We start from the raw sequence: 20164 nt of genomic DNA on the forward strand, positions 1-20164 counted from the left end.
AGGAACGAGGCGGCGCAGAGCTCAGACGTACCAGCACCGTCTGAGTCAAGCTGCCGAGGAACGAGGCGGCGCAGAGCTCAGACGTACCAGCACCGTCTGAGTCAAGCTGCCGAGGAACGAGGCGTTTGGCACTATCGGCAGATGACCCCGATAGAGCGGCGGATGCCCCCGCCGGCCGGCGATGAGCGCACCACGTTGGAAGGCTGGCTGGACTTCTACCGCGCGACACTGGCGTCGAAGTGCTCGGGCGTCGACCAGGCCCAACTCCGGATCGCGTCCGTTCCCCCGTCGGGCCTGACGACGGGGGGTTCGCGCTGTCCCCGCAGTCGCCGTACTCGACGGCCGAAGAGATCTGGCTGAACGAGATCGGCCGAGCGCGCGCCAACTGCGCGCAACGAGCCCTCGATGACACCAGTCCGTTCATGGACGGCGAAGTCAGTCTGCGCTGGATCTACCTCCACATGATCGCCGAGTACGCCCGGCACTGCGGACACGCGGATCTGATCCGGGAGCGCATCGACGGGGCGACCGGCGTCTGAAGCGCCCCGTCCGGCGGCTCAGTTGACGGTGACGTGCACGTGGTCGAAGTGCGCCGCCACCCGCCACATTGTGTAGGAGACGCCGAAGCGCGCCGCCTGGGCCTGCACGTCGGCGTTGATGGCGTCACCGAGGCCCATGTCGGACCCGATCATGATGTCGATGGCTCGCCCGCTGGGGTGATCCGGCAGCGGATCCGCGCGCACGCCGCCGATCGACTGCACGCCGGGATAGGTCGCCATGATGTAGTCCGCGAGCATCCGGGCGTTCGGGACCAGCCCGCTGAAGCCGACGGTCGGGATCGGCGCGATCGGCCCCAGCGCCTCGGTCACCGCCGCGGTCGGCAGCGTCAGTGCGGCCTGTTGCTCTGGTGGGATCCTGGCGTAGCTCGCGTTGACCGCGACCATCTTCTGCCGGAGTTCGGCGCGCTTGTTCTGCAGGTCCGAGCGCACCGCGACGGCGGCGTCGACGGCGTCCTTGGCCTGTGTCGCCGACTCTTGCGAGGCCGTCGCCGCCGCTTGCGCGTCGGTGTTCGCCTGGCGTAGGCCGTTCATCTGGTCGGTCATCTGGGAACCGATCACCCGCTGACTGGCCAGCCGATCGATCAGGTCCGCGGGCGAGGAGGCCGTCAGGATCGCGCTCATGCTGTCGGTGCGACCGCCCATGTAGACCGCCGTCGCGAATTGGTCGACGGCGCTCTGGTAGCCGGCCAACTGCTGTTTCGTCGCTTCCAGGTTGGCCAGGTCCGCGGAGTGCTTCGCGTCGGCTTCGCTCAGCAGTTTGAGCTTGTTGTCCAGATCCGGTTGCGCGTTGACGATGGTCTGGGACAGTTCCTCGACCTGGCGGGACAACTCGGTGAAATCGGCGAGGTCGTCCTGGGCCGGGTCGGCGGCAGCCTGGCCACCGAGGACCGCGGCCAGGGTCACGGCTGCGGCGATGGCGCCGACCACCCGTCGGTGGCCGGCGAGTTTCGCCACGAATGGTCGGTGAATCTTCACGACTGCCTGTCCCTGCGCCTTGATCGCCCAGCCACGTTACGTAAGCGGCGGTGTCCCTGTCCAACTTGCCGGGTCAGGCCAGCGGCCGGCCCGCTCGGGCGGTGACGGCCGCGGTTATCGTGACCCCGGCCGCCGCGGCGGCCAGCGCCCCGGAATAGCCCCACGGCGCCATCAGCGCCGCGAGCACGGCGATGCCCAGTCCGGCGCCGAGAGCGAAGGACACCTCCTGCACCACGCCCACCTGAGACACCGCGTCGCGGGGCGACGAAATGAACAGCGCGGTGGTGCCGAGCGTGCCGATCACCCCGAATCCGGCGCCGATCAGCGCGAGCGGCGGCCCGATCGACACCGGGTCGGTGGCCGCCCAGGCCAGCCCCGCCGCCTGGGCCAGCAGCGCCGCGGGCAGCACCAGCCCGCGGCGGTCGATCCGGGCCAGCATCGGCGCGAGGACGCCGCCCGCCGTGGTGGCGATCGCCTGCCAGAGCAGCACCAGCCCGGTCGCCGACGCCGACCAGCCCCGATCGTCCTGCAGGTGCACGCTGGTCACGTAGGTCACCCCGAGGGTGATGCCCGCCGAGACGACGATGGTCGCCACTGCCGCCGAGAACCCGCCGTCGCCGAACAGGCTCACTCGCAGCAGTGGGTCCCGCAGCCGCCGCTGGGCGCGCAGGAAAACGGTCAGGACCGCGCCCCCGGCCACCGCGACGAGAGCGCCGACGCCCGGCGCGAACGGTAGACGCTGCACCCCGTAGACCGTCGCCCCCAGTCCGACCGCGGCGACCAGCACCCAGCCGGGGTGCCACGGCGGCGAGTAGGGCGCGCGGGTGTTCGGAACCGCGATCCGGGTGAGCAGTGCCGCGGCGCCCGCGATCGGCACGCAGATCCAGAACACCCACTGCCAGCCCCAGTGATCGGTGAGGTAACCGCCGACCAGCGGGCCGATGGTGTTGGCGGCGCCGAACACCGCCACCCACAGGCCGTTGGCGACCGTGCGGGCGTGCCCGGTGAACACCGCGCCAATGGTCGCCACCACGTTCGCCAGGATGAGCGCGCCGGCGACGCCGAGGCCGAGTCGCGCCGCGAGCAGTCCGGGCACCGGAAGCAGCGGCGCGATCGCGCTCAGAACCGCGAACGCGGCGGCGCCGGTCGCCAGGGCGGTTCGGCGTCCGGCGCGGTCGCCGAACCGGGCGGCCGGGACGATCGCGGCGGCCAGCGCCAGCGGGTAGATGTTGACCACCCAGGCCTGGTCCGCCGGGTTGACGCTCAGGTCCCGCGCGAGTTTGGGCAGCGCCGTGTTGATCATGCTGACGGCGAGGCTCTGCGCGAGGATCCCGACCAGCAGCGGGATCATCACCGGCCACGACATCCGGCCGGTGGCCCGCAGCTCGTCGGAGTCCCGGGGCGCCATCACGCCCCGAATCGTGGCACGGCGCCCGCGGGAGTCCGAATGGGCGCCGGTCAGCCGAAGGTGATCGAGGCCAACATCGCCCCGTCCCGGGTGACCAGGCTGTCCTTCTTCAACGTCGCGCCGAAGTACTTCGCGGTCGGGTCGACCACCACCCGCTGATCATCGTGGCTCAGCGACAGCACCTCTCGGGCCATCTGCGCGAAGGTGATCTTCTCCGGGCCGCCGACGTTGCTGACGTGATTGCGTGGCGGTGAGGCCACGACCTCGGCGAGGAAGGCCGCCACCTCGTCGGCGGCGATCGGTTGGATCAGCGCGTCCGGCACCCGCACGTCGTGCACGTCGTCGACGTCGTCGTCGCTCTCAACGACCAGCGAGTCGATGATCGTCGGCGCGAATTCGTGGAACTGGGTCGCCCGCACGATGGTGTACGGCAGACCCGATTCCTCGATGAGTTCTTCCTGGGCGACCTTGGCCCGCATGTAGCCGCTGTCGGGGATCTGGTCGACGCCGACGATGGACAGCGCGACGTACTGGCTGACGCCGGCGGCGCGGGCCGCCTCGAGCAGGTTGGCGGTCCCCCGGGTGAAGAAGTACATCAGTTCGGCGTCGCCGTACCAGGGCGAGTCGGTGACGTCGACGAGCACGTCGGCGCCCGCCAGCGCCTTGGCCACGCCGGCGCCCGTGCAGATGTCGACACCGGAGCGCCGGGACGCCGCGACCACGTCCTCCCCCTCCCGGCGCAGCGTCTCGGTGAGAAGCGACCCGACGAGGCCGTGGGCTCCGAACACCGTCACCTTCACTGTTCCGATCCCTTCACCCAGCGCGCCAGCATTTCGTTGGACCGCTCGGTGAGAGCGGCCTGCCACAGCGGCCCGAAACTGATCCGCCCGGCACCCGCGGCGGCCAGTTCGGCCAAGTCGCCGGTGGCCGGATGCGCGATCGCGTTGACCGGCAGCGGCAGCTCGTCGGTGAGCCGGCGCAGGGTGGCGTCGTCGTGGAATCCGACCGGGTACAGCGAATCCGCTCCCGCGTCGGCGCACAGTCGCAGTCGCGCGATCGCCCGGTCCACCCGATCGGCCTCGTCGCCGACCTTCTTGAGGATGACGTCGGTGCGGGCGTTGATCACCACGTGCACACCGGCGGCGTCGGAGGCCGCGCGCAGCGCAGCGATCACGTCGGCGTGCTCCTGCGGTTCACGCAGCCGGCCGTCCTCGGAGTGCACGGTGTCCTCGATGTTCAGACCCACCGCCCCGGCTTCGAGCAACCCGTCGATCAGCCGCTGCGCGAGCTGGCCGTAGCCGGATTCGATATCGACCGACACCGGAACCTGGGCCGCGGCGGTGATCTGCGCGACGCGCGTCATCGCCTCCTCGAAGGACATGCCTTCCCCGTCGGACCTGCCGATCGAATCAGCCATCGGGTGTGAGCCGACTGTGAGCGCGACGAACCCGGCGGCGACGGCGGTGTTCGCCGACCAGGCGTCCCAGGTGGTGGGCAGGACGACGGGGTCGCCCTTACGGTGCAGCGACTTCAGGGTGGTGGCCAGTTCTGTGAGGGAGGTCATATCTCATTGTGGCCCTCCGATTCGCGCTTCGGGGCCCACACCAGCCACACTCGGGCAATGAGAACACTGGCCATCATTGCCGCGGCGCTGCTGGTGGGCGGCTGCTCGGCACATGCCCACAGCGCTCCCGCCGCCGAGCCGACGACGACGGCCGACACCCCGGCGCTGGCGGAGCCGGCAGTGGCGCCGGCCGGGCTCGACGCCCGGGTGCGTCAGGCCACCGCCGACGCGTCCGCGGCCGGAGCCGACATCACGACGGCGATTCTGGACCGCTCCAGCGGTCAGTTCTTCTCCAGCGGCGCGGGCCAGTCTTTCCCGCTCGCGTCGGTGGTCAAGGTGTTCATCGCCGACGACCTGTTGAAGGAGTCCGGCGGCACGCTGTCGGCGGCCGACCGGCAGTCGCTGGACTCCATGCTGCGCTTCTCCGACGACAGCGCCGCGCAGATGTTCTGGGACCGCAACGGCCAGAGCGCCATCATCAGCCGGATCGTCGCTCGCTACGGGCTGACCGGCACCGCGGCGCCGTGGCAGCCCGCGAAGTGGGATGTCACCACCAGCACCGCCGGCGACCTGGTCCGCTACTACGACATGCTGCTGAACGGCGCCGGCGGTTTGCCCGTCGCGCAGGCCAACGTGATCATCAACAACCTGGCGCACTTCGCCCCCTCGGGCGCCGACGGCTACCCGCAGCGGTTCGGCATCCCCGACGGCCTCTACCGCGAACCGGTGGCGGTCAAGCAGGGCTGGTTCTGCTGCTGGAACGGCGCCAACCAGGTGCACGTCTCCACCGGCGTCATCGGCGCCGATCGCCGCTACGTGATGGCGATCAGCTCGCTGCAGCCGACCGACGAGGCCACCGCCCGCAACACCATCACCCAGGCGGTCAAGACGATGTTCCCGGGCGGCAAGGCCTGAGACGTCATCAGTTGATGATCTCGGCGCGCTCGTCCGCGAGCAGGTTTGTCAGCCGCTCCCGCCATTCCTGCAGTTGCTCGGGAGTCAGCCTCGTCCACTCGGTGATCTCGGCCAGGACGCGCAACGGGGCGACGCTGCGGAATGACCGGGTCGGGTTGCCGGGGAACTTCTTATCGGTGACGTTCGGATCATCCTCGAATGCTCCGGTGGGCTCCACCTGATACACCCGTGGGACCGGGTCACCGTCGGCGAGTTCGGCGGCGATCTCCGCGGCCAGGCCCGCGCCATCGACACGCGCGGTGAAGTAGATGTGGTTCATCACGATCTCCGGGCGGTAGTTCGACGGGCGGCCCGCGGTGAGGAGTTCTCCCTCCCGCAGGTTGGCGATGGTGCCGTGGAAGAACGGTCCTGCCTCAAGCGCCTCGGACATCCAAATCCCTTCTGCCGCAACGGTGGAAGGGGCAAGTATGCAGTATCACCGGGGCCTTGCGGCAAGCCCCCGACCTCGGGTTATCCTGGAATGGGAGGCGGGGAATCGCGGTCCCCTAGGAAATGCGCGGTGGAATCGCCAACGTGTCGCCCGCGACGTCGATCGCAACCTTGCCCCGCAGCGCATACTCCCGCCGGCACTCCAGGAGTTCATGCGCCTCGCCGATTCGTGCCAGCGGCAGGGTCGCGCCGATCACCGGCCGGACCAGACCACGCTCCACCAACGTGGTGAGCGCGTCCAGCTTTCCCCGGTTCTGCCGGGTGAACACGAAGTGATACGCCGCGTTCTTGCCCCACGCCTCGATGAGGTTCTGTGGCTGCGCGATATCGACGATGCTTACCACACGTCCGAAGTCGTTTAGCGCCAACGGACTTCGGGTCAGCGCGTCGCCGCCGATGGTGTCGAAGACGACGTCGACTCCCGCGCCTCTGGTCAGCTCGGCGACGGCGTGGACGTAGTCCGCCGAGGTGAAATCGATCGCAGCATCCGCCCCGAGCGTGCGCACGAACTCGTGGTCGCCGGACCTCGCGGTGGTGATGACGCGCGCGCCGACCGCCTTCGCGACTTGAATGGCGATGGCGCCGACTCCGCCCGCGCCGCCGTGGACGAGAATCGTCTCCCCCACGGCGAGTTGGGCTCTGGTCACCAGGGACTCCCACACGGTTCCGCCGACCAGTGTCAGGCTCGCGGCTTCCAGGTGGCTGAGGTTTTCCGGCTTCCGGCCGACGAGCTCGACGTCGGCGACGTGCTGCTCGGCGTAGGAGCCGGGGCCGCCGAAGATCCGCGGGGTGTAGTAGACGGCGTCACCGACGCCGAATTCAATGACGTCGGATCCGACTTCCTCGATCACACCGGAGATGTCGTGGCCGATGATCGCCGGGAGCGGCACCTGATCCGGGTAGTCCCCGCGGCGGATCTGATAGTCGAGCGGGTTGATTGCGGTCGCGTGGACACGGACCCGCACCTGGCGGGGCCCGACGGGCGGCACGGCGACGTCACGCAATTCGAACGCGTCGGGGCCGCCGAACCGGGTCAGCACAACGGCTTTCATCGAATCGGTCATATTGGCACTCCTCGTCGTTGCCCCTGTGCGCTTAACGCACGCCGCGGAACGCCAATTCCACGAGGGCGTCGATATGCCGCGGATCAACCGGTAGCGCATGCAGCAACCGGAACTCGACGAAGCCGTACAGCACGTCGGCCAGGGTCTCCACATCGGCGTCGGCGCGGATCTCGTCGCGGTCCCTTGCCCGCGCCGCCCGGGCTACGAAGGCGCCGACGTTTGGCTCGATGATCCGGTCGAAGACGGCTTCCAGGAGCGTGTCGTCGGACTGGCCGGCGGCGATCACGCCCCGGTAGGCGGCCCCGAATCCAGTGTCCGCGATCCGCTCCACGATGCCCTTGAGTTGGGCGCGCACGTCGTCCAGGAAGTCCCCGGTGTCGGGGAGCAGGACCACCGGATCGAGGCTCCGGGTCGCCGCGTCGAGCACCACTGCGCCCTTGGACGGCCACCAGCGATAGATGGTCTGCTTGCCGACACCTGCCCGCCGGGCAATCGCCTCAATCGAGACGTTGGCGTAACCCACTTCGCCGATCAGCGAAACCGTGGCATCGAGGATGGCGTTGCGTGCGCATTCATTGCGCCGACGGGCGTCCGGAGGGGTTTCAGCCATACCTCGAACCTAACCGGCCCACAAACCGTTTCAAGACGAACCGGATCGTCTCGTTGCGAGACGCACCGCACCGTATCGCCACGTCAAGCGCTCATACGCTGGATGAAGTGAATCCGAATCTCACAACGACGACGGCCTCGGAAGCAGCGCCCGGCGTCAAGCTGGCCGACCTATCCGAGCTACCCGACAACACCCCGTTCGCCGTGACCGCCGCTGGAGCCGACCTCGTGCTTATCCGGCGCGGCCAGAAGGTGTCCGCGCTGTCCGGTCGGTGCGCGCACCGCGGCGCGCTGCTGGCCGACGGCCACATCGACGGCGACGTCGTGGTCTGCGGCGTGCACGGCTGGCGCTACGACGTGGACACCGGGGTGTCGCCGGTGAACCCGTCGGTCACGTTGCCGACGTTGCCGGTTCACGTCGTCGACGGCGTGGTCTCCACCGACCGGTCCGCGCTCGCGGAGTTCACCCGCGCCCACCCGCAGACCCACGTCGACGACGGCTATCAGGGCCGGTGGGTCCGGCCCGCCGACACCGCGGAGGAGCCGTTCAACACCGCGATCCACGAGCTGGCCACGCACGGGCTGAGCAAGGTCGGCGAGCACGGACCCTCGGCGGCGATGGGCGTTTCACGCACCGAGTTGCCGTCCTGGGATTCGATCCAGCTGATCACCGCGCAGCTGGCGCGACTGCCGCTACTCGACGATGAACCGGTCGACACCCAGACGGTCATCGGGCCCGGGGCGCATCGTCCGCTGGTGCTCGACATCCCGATCTTCGTCAGCGATATGAGCTACGGAGCGTTGTCCGAGGAGGCCAAGATCGCGCTCGCCGCCGGGGCCGAGCTCGCCGGCGCCGGGATCTGTTCCGGGGAGGGCGGGATGCTTCCCGAAGAGCAGCAAGCGAATTCGCGGTACTTCTACGAACTGGCGTCGGGGCGCTTCGGCTGGAGCTTCGAGCACCTGCGCAAGGTGCAGGCGTTTCATTTCAAGGGCGGGCAGGGCGCCAAGACCGGCACCGGCGGACATCTCCCCGGATCAAAGGTGGTCGGCAAGATCGCGGAGGTGCGCGGATTGCCGCCGGGGACGTCGGCGATCTCACCCGCGCGTTTCACCGACCTGAGCACCCTGAACGATTTCCGGGATTTCGCCGCGCAGGTGCGTGAGGTCTCCGGCGGGATCCCGGTGGGCTACAAGCTCAGCGCGCAGCACATTGAGCACGATCTCGACGCGGCCCTGGAGATCGGGGTCGACTACGTGATCCTCGACGGCCGTGGCGGTGGAACCGGTTCCGCGCCAACGATCTTCCGGGACAACATCTCCGTCCCGACCATTCCGGCGCTGGCTCGCGCCCGTCAACACCTGGACGCCCGCGGCAGCCGGATCACCCTCGCGGTCACCGGTGGGATCCGGACGCCGGCCGACATGGTGAAGGCCCTGGCCCTGGGCGCCGACGCGATCGGCGTCTCCAACGCCGCGATCCAGGCCATCGGCTGTGTCGCCATGCGCGCCTGCCACACCAACACCTGCCCGGTGGGCATCGCCACCCAGGACCCGAAGCTGCGCGCCCGACTGCCCGTGCGATCGGCGGCGGACCGACTGAACCGCTACCTGCGCTCCACCGTGGACCTGATGACGGTGCTCGCCCGGGCCTGCGGACGCCGGCGCCTGGCCGACTTCACCCTCGACGACCTGACCACGTTCGACCGCGACTTCGCCTACCTCAGCGGGGTCCCCTACGCAGGAGTGCTCCCGCTATGACCGCTGATAACCACACCGACGCATCGGCCCGGAAACTCCAGTGGCACAAGGCCGCCGAGCTCGATGAATTCGACGACGGCCAGGTGCGGTCATGTCCGGCCGGCCTCAAAACGGTGGCGTTGACCAAGCTCAACGGCGCCTACGGGGCCATCGACAACCGCTGCCCGCACCAGGGCGGGCCGCTCGGGCAGGGCACCCTGGAGAACGACAAGATCCGCTGCCCCTGGCACGGATTCGACTTCGACCCGTTCACCGGCGAGGCCGCCGGCGGCCCTGATTTCGACGTGCCGACCTACCCGGTGCAGGTCCGCGGCGACGGCGTCTACGTCGGGACACCGCCACCGGCGCCCGCGGCGCGCACCGTCAGCGACGTCCTGGCGGAGACGATGACGAATTGGGGCCTCGACACGGTCTTCGGAATGGTCGGGCACTCCAACCTGGGACTCGCCGAGGCCATGCGCCGCGCCGAGAGCGCCGGGAAACTCCGGTTTTTCGGCATCCGGCACGAAGGCGCCGCCGCGTTCGCCGCAGCCGCCTACGGGAAACTGACCGGCCGACCGGCGGCCTGCTTCGGCATCGCGGGTCCCGGGTCGACAAATCTGCTGACCGGTCTCTACGACGCCAAGGCGGACCGAGCGCCGGTGCTGGCGCTGTCCGGCAACGTCGACTCGGCGGTGGCCGGCAAGGGCGCGTTCCAGGACATCGACCTGCTGGCGGCGTTCGCCGATGTCGCCGTCTACTCGGAGATGGTGCGCGCCGGCTCCGAGCACGCCGAGTTGATGACCCTGGCGCTCAAGCACGCCATCCTGGAACGCGGCGTCGCCCACCTCGTCGTGCCCGACGAGGTGCAGATCATCGAAGCCGCGGATCAGCGCGCCTCCGGCCCGGAGGGTCGGATGCCCGACCTGCGGATCTCGCCGCCTTCCGCTCCGCTTTCGGCCGCGCTGCAACGCATCGAAGCATCAATCCGCCCGGTCATCATCGTCGGCGCGGGCGCCAAGTTCGACATGGCGGACATCGTCACGCTGGCCGAGCGACTGCGCGCGCCGGTGCTCACCACATTCAAGGCCAAAGGACAGATCCCCGACGAGCACCCGCTGGCCTGTGGGGCGCTGGGCCGGTCCGGCACACCGGTGGCGTCCTGGATGATGAACAAAGCCGACCTGCTCATCGTGTTCGGCGCGTCCTTCTCCAACCACACCGGCATCTCGCCGTACAAGCCCGTCGTCCAGGTGGACTCGGATCCGCTGGCGCTGGGACGCTTTGCTCCGGTGGCGGTTCCGGTGCTGGGAGATGTCGGAGTGACCGTGTCGGCTCTGTTGGGTCGGTTGCGCACCCATCCCGCATTGGTCGACCAACGCCCGGAGGTCGCCGAGCGCTGGGCGGTGTGGCGATCGGAGAAATCACTTCGGGCGCAACGGAATCCGGCCGGGCGGATCGCCCCCGCGACGGTGTTCGCCGAACTCGGCCGTCTCGTGCCGGCCGATGCCGTGCTCACTGTCGACGTCGGCAACCACGCCTACTCGTTCGGGCGCTACTTCGAGACCAAAGACCGCCAATCGGTGCTGATGTCGGGATACCTCGGATCCATCGGCTTCGGGTTCCCGGCCGCGATGGGCGCGTGGGCGGCGGCCCCCGACCGGCCGGTCGTCGCGGTCACCGGCGACGGCGGCTTCGGTCAGTACCTCGCCGACTTCACCACCGCGGTGAAGTACGACATGAACATCACTCACGTGCTGCTCAACAACGGTGAGCTCGGGAAGATCAGCCAGGAGCAACGCAGTTCGGAGTACGCGGTGTGGCAGACGTCGCTGCGCAATCCGGATTTCGCCGCGTTCGCGCGGGATTGCGGCGGGTACGGCCGCCAGGTCAGCGACGCCGCCGAGCTGAACGCGGCTGTCAGCGCGGCGCTCGACTATCCCGGGCCGGCGTTGGTCGAGATCCTCGTCGACCCGTCGTCGAACTGAGCTTGGAGCGGAGTCCGGCTCGGACGCCCACCGGGAGGACCCTCCGCCAGCTAGGTTGTTTCAATGGCCCGGCCCGGCGTCGAGATCACCGCCACCATCGGAAATCAGGTTGTCTCCCGGTCGGCGGTGCTCGAGTGGGAGAACAAACGGATCGACGCGGCCGCGCGGAAGCTTCGGCTGCCCGCCCCGCCGTCGGCGCCCGTGGCACAACGCCGCGAAGCGTGGCTGCATGCCAAGAGTGAATTGGGCGACGACGAGATCCACCGCCGACTGACCCGCGACGTCAAGCTCGCCGACACCTTCGCGCGGTGGCAGAGCAAGGTCAGCGAGAAGCGGCGCGCCTGCGCCATCGACCTGACGGCACGAGGCGGCCCGGACGCCGAATTCTTCACCAACTGGTTCGAAGAGATCACCTTCTCGTCCAACCAGGACGCGATGGAATTGTCCTGCCCCGACCATTTCGTGCTGCGGATGGTCGGCGGCAAACAGGAAGTCCTGGAAACAAACGGTGGGAGTCCGTTCACCGCGCTGTTCACCATCGACTACGACGACGTGTCCAGCCTCACCACCGCCATCGATCCGCGGTTTCCGTTCCGGCTCGACGGGGTCGCCCGCAGCGCGGACGGAACCGCTATCGGCGGAGTTCGACACCAGTTCCGCGACACCGCCGACGGGCTCCATGCCCGCCTCGTCGTGGAGTTCCCGCTGCTGATTCTCGGCCGGATCATCCGGGGCCACCGCTGGCACCTGGCGTGCGAGTTCTCGAACTGGATCGAATCCGCGGCGGCCGAGCGGCCCTGACTGCCGTCGTCGTCCCGACTCAGATGAACGCGATCGGGTTCGCGTTCATCACGCCGTGCGCGACGAGCAGTGGCCACATCACTTTGTAGCGCTGCCAGAGCAGCCCCAGGAAAATCCCGGTGATGCCCTGATTGGCAACGACGTTCGCCAGGTCCAGCGGTAGGTCACCCGTTCCCTGGATGGCTATGTGCCACGACGCCCAGGCCAACGAACTGATGACGATCGCGGGCCACACCCCGCCGAGCACGAGTTGCCAGCGTGACTGCAGCCACCGCCGGTAGAAGAACTCTTCCACGACGGCGTTGATCACGAACCCGAAGATCACCGCGGCGGCAATGGTGACCACGTCGGCCTCGAATCCTCCTGCCGGCTGGGGACGCGACAACGCCATGAAGGTGGCCACCCAGCCCAGCGTGGGCGTCAGCGCCCACCATCGGTGCGACTGCGTTTGCGGCACTTCGATGTCGGTGTGCTGCGCAGCCTCGCGCCGCCGTCCAGCCGCGAACAACAGCATCGGCGCGACCACCAGGAGCGCCACCTTGAGCACGAGGTAGTTCGCGTCGTCGGCGCCGAGCAACGTCAACGAGATCGTGAAACCGGTGGCGAGCCCGAGCAGCGTCACGGCGTCGAACCCGGCTCGGTGGCGCGGCGTCGTGGAGGCTGCCGGCGCGGCGCCCGGTGTGAGCTGAATGAGCATCACACCCACGGCCGCGGCCAGCAGCGGATGCCACATCGGGATGGTGTCGTCACTGTCGGCGGTGTATCGAATCCGGCCCTCGCCTGCGACGGCGACGGTGACCAGCGCCGCGAGGTAGACGCACATGCCCGCGGTGCTCACCATCGCGCCCGCCCGCGATCGCGCTCCACCGTCCGGAGAAACGTTTGCGCGGGCCACGGGGCCGAATCTATAGCGTGTGCGGGTTCTCATGCTGCGCTGCATTTCCACGCCGCAGCCCTGCTGCGTTCAGCGGAACTGCGGGCGCCAACGTTCGCTTGTCCGGCCCGCCGCGTCGACGACGGCGATCTCCGCCCACCGGTCGAACGCCGAGCAGGGATGCGAGATGCCCAGGTCGACGACGTCCCCGACTTCGAGCCCAGCGGCCTCGGTGAACACCAGGTGATGATCGAACAATCGCGTCGCGACGCCACGGGCGCCGAGCAGCACCGGAACTCCGGCGTCGTAGGGAAGTTCGCGTTTGCCCGCGCCGACGACGACGGTCCCCGGCTCCGGGGCGGAGAGGACGACGGTCCGCACACTCAGCGCCGGTCGCAACCCGGCCACCGGTGACACGTTGGCGTACGTGCCGTGATCGTGGGTGACGTAGCAGCCGGACCGCAGCACGACCAGCGCCTGGTCGCGGTCGCTCAGGCCGGCGAGCACATCGACGACCAGGTCGGGGAATGCTGATCCGCCCATGCTGAAGATCGGGCGTTCGGTCTGCGTCTGCGCGCGGATCTGCTCGAACACTGCCACGGTCGCGCGGCAGTGCGCCCGCACCAGTTCTATCGTTTCGGTGTCGCGGCGATTGGGGCGGATGCCCTCGTAACCCGCCGCGCCGGCCAACAACAGTCCGGGCGTCGCGGCGCACAGCTCAGCGATTGGGAGTCCGAGCGCGAGTTCACGAATTCCGGTGCGGCCGTTGGCGGTTCCGACGTCCACCAGGACCCGCAGCGGGTTCTGGACACCGACCATCGCTGACCCGGCTGCCCGCACCCCCGCCACCGAATCGACCAGGCAGTACAGCTCCAGGTCGCCGATCGCGTTGAGCCACTGGGCAATAGTCTCCAGGTCACCGGGGTGAACGACTTGATTGGCGATCAGGATTCGGCGCAGCCCCCAATCCAGTGCCACCCCTGCCTGGCGCACGGTGGCCACGGTGACGCCCCACGCCCCCGCCGCCAACTGGCGCTGGACGATGGGCCGGGTCATGGTGGTCTTGATATGCGGGCAGAGTTCGACGCCGCGCTGCGCGCACCACTGCGCCATGACCGCGATGTTGTGTTCCAGCGCGGGGAGGTCGACCCGGAGTTCGGGAAGCGTGTCCTCTGCCATAGGCGTGAACCTATGACCCCTCAACCCAGGGGTTCAGCAACCGCACTCCCGTGCGGTGGAAGTCTCCGACGTTACGGGTGACGAGCACAAGATCATGCGCGATCGCTGTCGCCGCGATGAGGGCGTCCATCTCCGGCAACGGATCCGGGATGTGCAGCCGCGCGGCCGTGACCGCCGTCGGCTCATCCACAGGTAGCAGACGCCTGTCGAACATGGGGCGGACGTCTTCCTCGAGCCAAAGCCGCAAGGGTCGCGCACCCCTGGGGTCGGTGCGCTCCTTTCGCCGAACGCCCCGCTCGAGCTCCAATAGGGTGACGACGCTGATCGCCAGGTCGCCCACCTCCTGGCCTCGCAACCAGGACATCAGCGCCGGCGACCGCTTCAGCCGGGCATCGCTGATGATGTTCGTGTCGAGAAGGAACCTCACAGATCAAGCTCGCGGGGCGTCTGCACCCGTCGCTCCGGCAGCTCCATCTCGATGTCTTCGGCGCCGCGGGCCCAGAGCCGCTCGCCGACGAGGTCACGATTGCGGGAAAGACGGTCGAACTCCTCTGCGGTGAGCAAGACATGCGAACGACGCCCGTGGTCGGTGATCGTCACGGGCCCTTGCTCGGCCGCACGCTTGGCCGCCGAAACGTCGCGATTGAACTCCCGGCTGGTGATTGTGATGCTCACGCCGCACCTCTCATGTACCTACTGTAGGTAGACTAGCAGGATTCGCTCGTCGGTTCACTAGAGGCGACCGGAAGCGGGTTGCCTCACCAACCGCCGCATTTCCTAGGTTTCCGGTCGCTCAGTTGGATCGGCCGTCGTGGCCCGTGTTTCAGGCCTCCGAAGGACGGCCTACCCGGATGCCCTCGTCGGCGAGGAACTGGCGGGCTCGACCCTGCTTACGGTCCTCGGCATAGGCGAACCACTGCTCGGCCATACCCTCCTGATCGACCACGTCGCGGAACCGCCGGAACGCTCCCCGGCCCTCGATGGCCCGCTCCAGCCGCTCGCGCAGCTGCGCGTCACGCTGACGCGCCGCGAAGGCCGCCATGTCTTCCCACCCGTCCCGTCCCCCGGCGCGGGGAAACCAGAGCCAGCGCTCGGGGTCCTCATCGACATCGATCGCGGCGTCCTCGCCGACCATCCCCTCGTCGGCGGCGCTCTCGTTGAACGCCTCACCGCTGACGAGATCGAGGTAACCGCCGCTCGACTCGAGGGGATCGCCCTCGCGCAGGTAGGCCAGCGTCTCCAGATCGACCGGCGCCACCCGACCCGCGAGTGGCTCGCCGCGCAGCAACGCGATCAGGTCGTCCGCCAACACGCCGTCGCCGTCACCGCCGCGGAACGAAAGTCGGTTGACCACCGCCAAAACCACCGGCTCGGCCCGCTCTCCTTGCTTCGACAGCAGCATCGGCAGGCCGGCGCCGACCTGTTGCAGGACGTCCTCGATCTCATGCCCGCGCACTGCGGCGAGGAAACCCTCCGCGTCTGCGTCCGCGATGGCTTGCCGCAATTCGGTCATGTCCACCGGCGTCTCCCGCGCCTTCGCCGGCCAGGCGTGCGTCTGCATCGGATGCGGGTATGCCGGCCGCCTTGGCACCCGGCTCTCCCCGTCGTCGTCGGACCAGCGCCGGCCGTACTGGTCCGGGATGCTGCCCCAGCCCCAGTACGGCAACGGTTTTCGCGGCACGATGCCCAGGGTGTCCAGCGGATCAATCTTGGCGGGGCCGACTTCGCAGCGGTGCACCCAGTTGTCGCCTAGGTCAAAGGTGAATTGGAACTCCTCGCCGAGAGCCAGGGTCCGGGCGACCTTCGTCGTCTCGATGTCCAACGAATCGGTGATGGGGCCGGCGATGGAGTTCGTCAGGTCGGCGCCGGTGTCGACGTCGGCGATCATCCGCCCGTCGGCGAGGTTGAACATCGACAGATGCGACCGGTCCCACCGCGCGAACGCGTCGTTGATGGCTTCGGCGAGATCCGAGAACGTGTGCGCCGGCCCGACCGCGAAGATGCGACCCGGCCACGGCCACAGGTCTGTCCCACCCCCACCGAGCAGTTCCACCGTCACCGACAGCCAGGTCCGCGCCATCCCTTGAGGATGCCACGGCGACGGCGGTCGGCTGCGCGATCCCGCTCGTCCGGCCTGCCTCAGAAACCGAGCATTCGGGAAACAATCTTGGCGATCTGCAACGTGTCCCTCGGATCGACCTCGCTGATTTGGCGCACCAGCCGATCATGGGAGATAGCGCGGATCAGCTCGCACTGCACGTAACTGACGACCGGCATCGGTTCACAGAACGTCGCTCCAGTCCTCCGGTTCCATCTCCTCCGAGACGGTTCGGTCGAGTTCTTCCACGGTGGCCGGATCCGTGCTGTGGCGGATCGGCATCGAGGTGGGCACCCGCTCCCATAACTCGGCCGTCTCGGCGACGTTTCGGTGGAGCTATCGGTAGTCATGTGATCTGGCTAAACGGCACCACCAGATGCTGGCGCCTCGCGCCCAGAGCCTGTCACCGACGAGGTCACGTCCGCCGGTCAGCCGGTCGAAATCCTCCTCCGGCCCGAGAACGAGAATGCGCTGCCGCTTCGGGGTCCTCAACTTCCGAACAGCGATGTCAGCGTGGTCAGCAAAGGCGCGTTGAGCACCGATGCCGCGATCAGGGCGCCGCAGATCACCAGCAGCAGCACGCACAGGCGCATCGTCGCCGACCATCCTTGGGTCGTCGCCGCGATCACCGCATCCCAAATCGACGTCCGGCGAACAGGATGAGTTTTCTTCGACTTCGGCCGTGCCATGCCGCACCTCCTTCGTGCCGATCGGACAACCCCTAGGCTCCTGGATTCACAGCCAGAAGTCGTGACACCAAATTGACAAGGGGGACGTCGATGGGCATTGTCGAGACGATCACCGCCGAGTTGGACAGCCTGATCGACCGCCCGGGCGGCATCACCGCCGACAACCTCGTGCAGTGCCCCACCATCACCGCTCTACTGGCCCGCGGCGACTTCGAGCAGGCGTTCCTGGTGATCGACGGGATCCGGCGGCGCAACACCAGCCGTGACGTGGGCGCCGCGTTCGCCCACCTGGGCGGGTTCGGCTATACCGGCAATACCGAGGAGCGGCTCAACACCTTCGCCGTCGCCCAGCACGAACGTGAGCCGCGTGGCGCCGAACCACCGTCGAGCCGTACAGTGCGGCGCTGGTCGCAGTCCGGTCAACGCATCCTCGCCGACACGATTGTGCAGGCCTCCGGCATCGAGCCCCCGACGCTGCACCTCGACGTGCTCAGCCGCGGCGGCGCCACGCTGGTCATTCTCCCGACGATTTATCACATGCACGGCTACGTGATGAACGATCCGCTGTTGATCGTGGTCGGCGCCGACAGCCACGCGGTCCACGGTTACCGGTTCGAGGACCTGGAGTTGATCCGCGAGAACGTTTACCAACCGGCCGACGCGCTGGCGGTCGACGTCGGGTTCCCAGTGCACGTGCAACTCATCTGGCACGGCGAGGTGCGACCCACGGTGGTGACGCGCACCATCGACTTTCCCGCTGACCTGATCCAGATGTCGTCGATGACCAGCGGCGCCGTCGGCCTGGTGCTGTACCGCGAGGGCCAGGACATCGAGACGCTGGCCGAGTTGGCGGCCGAGTTGAGCCGCCTGCACGGTGAGGCCGCGGAGGAGACCCTGTGATCAGACGTCTGCCGCCCATGTGACATTTGGCCGAGGATCAGTTCCCTGCCGCGGAACGGAAATACGGCTCCACCGTGCCGTTGAGCTTGACCACCATCGGATTTCCACGGCGGTCCCTCGACGTGGGGACCTCGACGCGCACCCAACCCTCGGTCACGTCGTACTCGTGGACGTTCGTCTTGTCGGCGCCATTGAACCGAATGCCCACGCCGCGGAGGAGCGTCTCTTCGTCGTAGAACGGGCTGCGCGGATCGATCGAGAGGTGATCCGGCGGGCTGTCTGCGTTCGGGTCCTCGGACATAGTGGCTTCTTTCGTTGGACGCTGTTCGGGACAACCCGACGAAACTATCGCATCGGGCTGCTTAGGTTAACGGTGTCACCCGAGGAAGAAGGTCCCGATAATGCGCATCGCAATGGCGAATGACCATGCCGGCCTCGCTCTCAAGGAAGAGATCAAAGCTGCCCTGACGGCCGGCGGACATGAGGTCCTCGACTTCGGCACCGACGCCGATGACCCGGTCGACCTGCCTGACCACGTTCTTCCCGCCACCCTGGCAGTCGCCCGGCGCGAGGTGGACCGCGGGATCTTTGTGGACGGCGTCGGCTACGGCAGCGCGATGATCGCCAACAAGGTGGCGGGTGTGTTCGCCGCCGTGTGCTAGGACTCGTTCTGTGCCGAGTTGGCGCGCTCGCATTCGGACACCAACGTTCTGTGCATCGGAGGCAAGATCATCGGCTCGGCGATCGCGCTCGAGATCGTGCGCGTGTGGATGTCCACGGACTGGCTCGGAACAACCGCGGCCGGGGAGGAATACGCCCGCCGGGTCCAGAAGGTCACGGACATCGACGCCCGGTATCGGACACCGCAGGTCTGAACGTGATCTGCCACTGTCCCCAGATCAGGACGGCGGCGACGACGGGGTCATCGCGGCGAGGTACAGCAGGGTGCTTCCCGTGACGGAAAGGCGTGAGTCGGTGATGATGTCGATCCCGAGGGCAACGGCCAATGCCACAGCCCCCAGATCAGACCGGTCGCGAAGGTAGTGGCCACCGGCCGGCCGGGCAGCAGCCGATCACGCAGGTAGGCGGTCCAACCGAACTCCTCGCCGAAGAAGATCGGCGCCGTGAGCAGGGGAATGACCGGCATCGCCAAGAGGAACACCCAGTACTCGGACCACGCGGTCGTCCCGGGATCCCAAACCCGAGCAGCCAGGCGAGCAACAGTGCGATCGTGAGGATCAACGGGGACAAACCCACGGCGAACACGTACGTGCGCCAATGGTCGCGGAATCGCGGCCTGAGCCCGGCGTCGGCGAACCCCTCACCTGTGGACCCACCTACGGACGATCGCTGCGGCCGCAGCTGGGATGAAGGCTGCGGTCACGAGCTGAATGACCGGATCGTCCATCGTCCATCCGGCCAGCCCCACGGCGATCCACGCAATCCACGCCGGCCCGAAGGCCAGCGCCAGGTACCAGAGCACACCGGGTGATCGCATCGCGTCATTTCTACCGAAGCGACGTCGGGCACCACGGGCGGCTGCGCCAAACGCAGGCCAAACTCACACAACAGAAAGGGTGAAACGCCTTGACTCTCAATGGAATTACCAATGGCTCCGAGCGGGTGATCATCGAGGACATGCTCGACCGCAACCGAGAAGCGCTCATCGCGATCGTCCGCGGCCTATCGGAAGCCGATGCTCGCCGACGACTCGTCACATCGCTGACAACACCGATCTCACTACTCAAGCACGCCGCCGGCGCGGAAAGAATCTGGTTCCAACGATTCTGGGCAGGACTCGACGAATCCGCATGCGACGGCTACTCACGTCGCGATGAAGGAACCTTTGCCGTCGCAGACGACGAGTCGCTAGCGGACGTCATCGCTGAATTCGAGCGCGCAAGCCAGCGGTCACGCGAGATCGCCTCGCGCTTCTCCCTCAATGACACCAAGGAGAACCCCCGCGAAGGAACCGTCAGTATGCGATGGACGCTGCTGATGTTCATCCAGGAGTTCGCCCGACATGCCGGTCACGGCGACATCCTGCGCGAACAGATCGCCGATTTCGACGCAGGCAATCGGTCGTAGCCATCCACCGGACGTCTCAAATGCACCACTCAATGTGGGCGGGCCGGCCACACAAACACGTGTAGGTTCTCACTTTTCACTGCACATGCCCCGGACGTTGACCTGCGGCTATCGAAGTTGTCTCACGGTCACTGCACCCGAGTTTGTCTCACGAACTTCTTCATTTCCTACAACCGGGCCGCCGATAACACTCCCCGAAATGAATGATCCCAATCGAATCCTCCGG

The 20164-nt window shown here is 67.8% G+C and carries 21 protein-coding genes and 3 pseudogenes; 8 read left to right on the plus strand and 16 right to left on the minus strand.

Translation table 11 applies throughout. The features are described from left to right. Window positions 1-141: 141 nt before the first annotated feature. Window positions 142-539 (plus strand): annotated as a pseudogene (locus L2Z93_RS18815) (mycothiol transferase). Window positions 540-557: 18 nt separating this feature from the next. On the opposite strand, the gene L2Z93_RS18820 reads toward L2Z93_RS18815, so the two are convergent. The 4 genes from L2Z93_RS18820 to L2Z93_RS18835 all read right to left on the minus strand — a co-directional run bounded on the left by L2Z93_RS18820 (window position 558) and on the right by L2Z93_RS18835 (window position 4507). Then, window positions 558-1514 (minus strand): VldE C-terminal domain-containing protein, encoded by a 957-nt coding sequence (locus L2Z93_RS18820; RefSeq protein WP_128111910.1) that lies wholly within the window; start codon window positions 1512-1514, stop codon window positions 558-560. Window positions 1515-1608: 94 nt separating this feature from the next. Continuing rightward, window positions 1609-2943: an MFS transporter gene (locus tag L2Z93_RS18825; protein WP_090587710.1), complete on the minus strand. Its 1335-nt coding sequence runs from the start codon at window positions 2941-2943 to the stop codon at window positions 1609-1611. Between the two features lie 50 nt (window positions 2944-2993). Next, entirely contained in the window at window positions 2994-3743 is a 750-nt protein-coding gene (locus L2Z93_RS18830; RefSeq protein ID WP_090587707.1) for an SDR family oxidoreductase, read from the minus strand. After that, window positions 3740-4507: an isocitrate lyase/PEP mutase family protein gene (locus L2Z93_RS18835; protein ID WP_090587704.1), complete on the minus strand. Its 768-nt coding sequence runs from the start codon at window positions 4505-4507 to the stop codon at window positions 3740-3742. The genes L2Z93_RS18830 and L2Z93_RS18835 overlap by 4 nt, the downstream gene beginning before the upstream one ends. A 57-nt stretch (window positions 4508-4564) precedes the next feature. Between L2Z93_RS18835 and L2Z93_RS18840 the strand changes: the two genes are divergently transcribed. Then, a complete protein-coding gene (locus L2Z93_RS18840; protein ID WP_090587701.1) occupies window positions 4565-5422 on the plus strand; it encodes a serine hydrolase in 858 nt (285 codons plus the stop codon). 7 nt (window positions 5423-5429) lie between these two features. Here the strand turns inward: L2Z93_RS18840 and arr are convergent, their stop codons facing one another. The 3 genes from arr to L2Z93_RS18855 all read right to left on the minus strand — a co-directional run bounded on the left by arr (window position 5430) and on the right by L2Z93_RS18855 (window position 7585). Next, window positions 5430-5852 (minus strand): NAD(+)--rifampin ADP-ribosyltransferase, encoded by a 423-nt coding sequence (gene arr / locus L2Z93_RS18845; RefSeq protein WP_090587699.1) that lies wholly within the window; start codon window positions 5850-5852, stop codon window positions 5430-5432. Between the two features lie 115 nt (window positions 5853-5967). After that, window positions 5968-6975: a zinc-dependent alcohol dehydrogenase family protein gene (locus tag L2Z93_RS18850; protein WP_090587698.1), complete on the minus strand. Its 1008-nt coding sequence runs from the start codon at window positions 6973-6975 to the stop codon at window positions 5968-5970. 31 nt (window positions 6976-7006) lie between these two features. Then, window positions 7007-7585 (minus strand): TetR/AcrR family transcriptional regulator, encoded by a 579-nt coding sequence (locus tag L2Z93_RS18855; RefSeq protein WP_090587695.1) that lies wholly within the window; start codon window positions 7583-7585, stop codon window positions 7007-7009. 107 nt (window positions 7586-7692) lie between these two features. Between L2Z93_RS18855 and L2Z93_RS18860 the strand changes: the two genes are divergently transcribed. The 3 genes from L2Z93_RS18860 (at window position 7693) to L2Z93_RS18870 (ending at window position 12110) form a co-directional block, all read left to right on the plus strand. Continuing rightward, entirely contained in the window at window positions 7693-9342 is a 1650-nt protein-coding gene (locus L2Z93_RS18860) for a glutamate synthase-related protein (RefSeq protein ID WP_090587692.1), read from the plus strand. Beyond that, complete coding sequence (locus tag L2Z93_RS18865; RefSeq protein ID WP_090587690.1) at window positions 9339-11309, plus strand: thiamine pyrophosphate-dependent enzyme; 1971 nt, start codon at window positions 9339-9341, stop codon at window positions 11307-11309. Before L2Z93_RS18860 ends, L2Z93_RS18865 begins: the two co-directional genes overlap by 4 nt. Window positions 11310-11372: 63 nt before the next feature. Then, window positions 11373-12110, plus strand: coding sequence for a hypothetical protein (locus L2Z93_RS18870; RefSeq protein ID WP_090587687.1), 738 nt, complete (start codon window positions 11373-11375; stop codon window positions 12108-12110). 19 nt (window positions 12111-12129) lie between these two features. Here L2Z93_RS18870 and L2Z93_RS18875 read toward each other — a convergent pair whose 3' ends face one another. The 7 genes from L2Z93_RS18875 to L2Z93_RS18905 form a co-directional block, all read right to left on the minus strand. Further along, a complete protein-coding gene (locus L2Z93_RS18875) occupies window positions 12130-13005 on the minus strand; it encodes a CPBP family intramembrane glutamic endopeptidase (protein WP_234786059.1) in 876 nt (291 codons plus the stop codon). Between the two features lie 69 nt (window positions 13006-13074). After that, the gene (locus L2Z93_RS18880) at window positions 13075-14163 is read right to left on the minus strand and encodes an alanine racemase (protein ID WP_090587683.1); all 1089 of its coding nucleotides are present in this window, start codon (window positions 14161-14163) and stop codon (window positions 13075-13077) included. A 10-nt stretch (window positions 14164-14173) separates the two neighbouring features. Then, window positions 14174-14590, minus strand: a complete 417-nt coding sequence (locus L2Z93_RS18885) for a type II toxin-antitoxin system VapC family toxin (RefSeq protein WP_090587681.1) — start codon at window positions 14588-14590, stop codon at window positions 14174-14176. After that, entirely contained in the window at window positions 14587-14838 is a 252-nt protein-coding gene (locus L2Z93_RS18890; protein WP_090587678.1) for a type II toxin-antitoxin system prevent-host-death family antitoxin, read from the minus strand. Before L2Z93_RS18890 ends, L2Z93_RS18885 begins: the two co-directional genes overlap by 4 nt. A gap of 148 nt (window positions 14839-14986) precedes the next feature. After that, window positions 14987-16243, minus strand: a complete 1257-nt coding sequence (locus L2Z93_RS18895; protein WP_090587675.1) for a plasmid pRiA4b ORF-3 family protein — start codon at window positions 16241-16243, stop codon at window positions 14987-14989. Window positions 16244-16302: 59 nt separating this feature from the next. After that, on the minus strand, window positions 16303-16440 hold the full coding sequence (locus L2Z93_RS18900; protein WP_162561886.1) for a hypothetical protein: 138 nt from the start codon (window positions 16438-16440) through the stop codon (window positions 16303-16305). Window positions 16441-16749: 309 nt separating this feature from the next. Beyond that, window positions 16750-16950, minus strand: a complete 201-nt coding sequence (locus L2Z93_RS18905) for a hypothetical protein (protein WP_128111911.1) — start codon at window positions 16948-16950, stop codon at window positions 16750-16752. A 90-nt stretch (window positions 16951-17040) separates the two neighbouring features. On the opposite strand from L2Z93_RS18905, the gene L2Z93_RS18910 reads away from it, so the two are divergent. Continuing rightward, window positions 17041-17850 (plus strand): hypothetical protein, encoded by an 810-nt coding sequence (locus L2Z93_RS18910; protein WP_090587673.1) that lies wholly within the window; start codon window positions 17041-17043, stop codon window positions 17848-17850. Between the two features lie 37 nt (window positions 17851-17887). Here the strand turns inward: L2Z93_RS18910 and L2Z93_RS18915 are convergent, their stop codons facing one another. Next, window positions 17888-18151, minus strand: a complete 264-nt coding sequence (locus tag L2Z93_RS18915; protein WP_090587669.1) for a DUF3297 family protein — start codon at window positions 18149-18151, stop codon at window positions 17888-17890. Window positions 18152-18263: 112 nt separating this feature from the next. Here L2Z93_RS18915 and L2Z93_RS18920 point away from each other — a divergent pair. Continuing rightward, window positions 18264-18725: pseudogene (locus tag L2Z93_RS18920) on the plus strand (RpiB/LacA/LacB family sugar-phosphate isomerase). A gap of 182 nt (window positions 18726-18907) precedes the next feature. Here the strand turns inward: L2Z93_RS18920 and L2Z93_RS18925 are convergent. Beyond that, window positions 18908-18997, minus strand: a pseudogene (locus L2Z93_RS18925) (CPBP family intramembrane glutamate endopeptidase); the annotation flags it as partial. Window positions 18998-19488: 491 nt separating this feature from the next. Here L2Z93_RS18925 and L2Z93_RS18930 point away from each other — a divergent pair. Then, window positions 19489-19938, plus strand: coding sequence for a DinB family protein (locus tag L2Z93_RS18930; RefSeq protein ID WP_202971879.1), 450 nt, complete (start codon window positions 19489-19491; stop codon window positions 19936-19938). Window positions 19939-20164 lie beyond the last annotated feature (226 nt).

The organism is Mycolicibacterium brumae (assembly GCF_025215495.1).
Classification (GTDB): Bacteria; Actinomycetota; Actinomycetes; order Mycobacteriales; family Mycobacteriaceae; genus Mycobacterium; species Mycobacterium brumae.

Coding starts and splice junctions, on each gene's coding strand:
- arr (WP_090587699.1), bottom strand. CDS start 5,852: ATGTCCGAGGCGCTTGAGGCAGGACCGTTCTTCCACGGCACCATCGCC.
- L2Z93_RS18930 (WP_202971879.1), top strand. CDS start 19,489: ATGCTCGACCGCAACCGAGAAGCGCTCATCGCGATCGTCCGCGGCCTA.
- L2Z93_RS18905 (WP_128111911.1), bottom strand. CDS start 16,950: ATGGCACGGCCGAAGTCGAAGAAAACTCATCCTGTTCGCCGGACGTCG.
- L2Z93_RS18835 (WP_090587704.1), bottom strand. CDS start 4,507: ATGACCTCCCTCACAGAACTGGCCACCACCCTGAAGTCGCTGCACCGT.
- L2Z93_RS18915 (WP_090587669.1), bottom strand. CDS start 18,151: ATGTCCGAGGACCCGAACGCAGACAGCCCGCCGGATCACCTCTCGATC.
- L2Z93_RS18900 (WP_162561886.1), bottom strand. CDS start 16,440: ATGCCGGTCGTCAGTTACGTGCAGTGCGAGCTGATCCGCGCTATCTCC.
- L2Z93_RS18855 (WP_090587695.1), bottom strand. CDS start 7,585: ATGGCTGAAACCCCTCCGGACGCCCGTCGGCGCAATGAATGCGCACGC.
- L2Z93_RS18870 (WP_090587687.1), top strand. CDS start 11,373: ATGGCCCGGCCCGGCGTCGAGATCACCGCCACCATCGGAAATCAGGTT.
- L2Z93_RS18910 (WP_090587673.1), top strand. CDS start 17,041: ATGGGCATTGTCGAGACGATCACCGCCGAGTTGGACAGCCTGATCGAC.
- L2Z93_RS18880 (WP_090587683.1), bottom strand. CDS start 14,163: ATGGCAGAGGACACGCTTCCCGAACTCCGGGTCGACCTCCCCGCGCTG.
- L2Z93_RS18895 (WP_090587675.1), bottom strand. CDS start 16,243: ATGGCGCGGACCTGGCTGTCGGTGACGGTGGAACTGCTCGGTGGGGGT.
- L2Z93_RS18865 (WP_090587690.1), top strand. CDS start 9,339: ATGACCGCTGATAACCACACCGACGCATCGGCCCGGAAACTCCAGTGG.
- L2Z93_RS18850 (WP_090587698.1), bottom strand. CDS start 6,975: ATGACCGATTCGATGAAAGCCGTTGTGCTGACCCGGTTCGGCGGCCCC.
- L2Z93_RS18825 (WP_090587710.1), bottom strand. CDS start 2,943: ATGGCGCCCCGGGACTCCGACGAGCTGCGGGCCACCGGCCGGATGTCG.
- L2Z93_RS18840 (WP_090587701.1), top strand. CDS start 4,565: ATGAGAACACTGGCCATCATTGCCGCGGCGCTGCTGGTGGGCGGCTGC.